This window comes from Psychrobacter sp. TB20-MNA-CIBAN-0197 (genome assembly GCF_040309765.1).
GTDB lineage: Bacteria > Pseudomonadota > Gammaproteobacteria > Pseudomonadales > Moraxellaceae > Psychrobacter > Psychrobacter submarinus.
On record NZ_JBEOPC010000356.1, the window covers coordinates 1 to 288 of the forward strand.

Consider the following 288-nt stretch of genomic DNA (forward strand, 5'->3'; position numbering starts at 1 on the left):
GCTGGGCAGATCAGGGCGTGTTTTTACTCAATACAGTATTGACCGTGGAGCAAGGACAAGCGCATTCACATAAGCATTTAGGATGGGAGCAATTTACCGATAATGTAATTGCCCATATTAATAAGCACTGCGAAGGTGTGGTATTTATTTTATGGGGTGCACATGCACAAAAAAAAGGTAAAGGCATAGATAGCGCTCGCCATCATATTTTAAAAGGGCCGCACCCATCGCCGCTTTCGGCGCATAGAGGCTTTTTTGGCTGTCAGCATTTTTCAAAAACGAATGAGC

General features: G+C 44.1%; 1 protein-coding gene. It reads left to right on the forward strand.

The genetic code is table 11. The features are described from left to right. Positions 1-288, forward strand: a 288-nt coding sequence (locus AAEY83_RS14010) for a uracil-DNA glycosylase (protein ID WP_351059752.1), incomplete at both ends; no start/stop codon positions are given.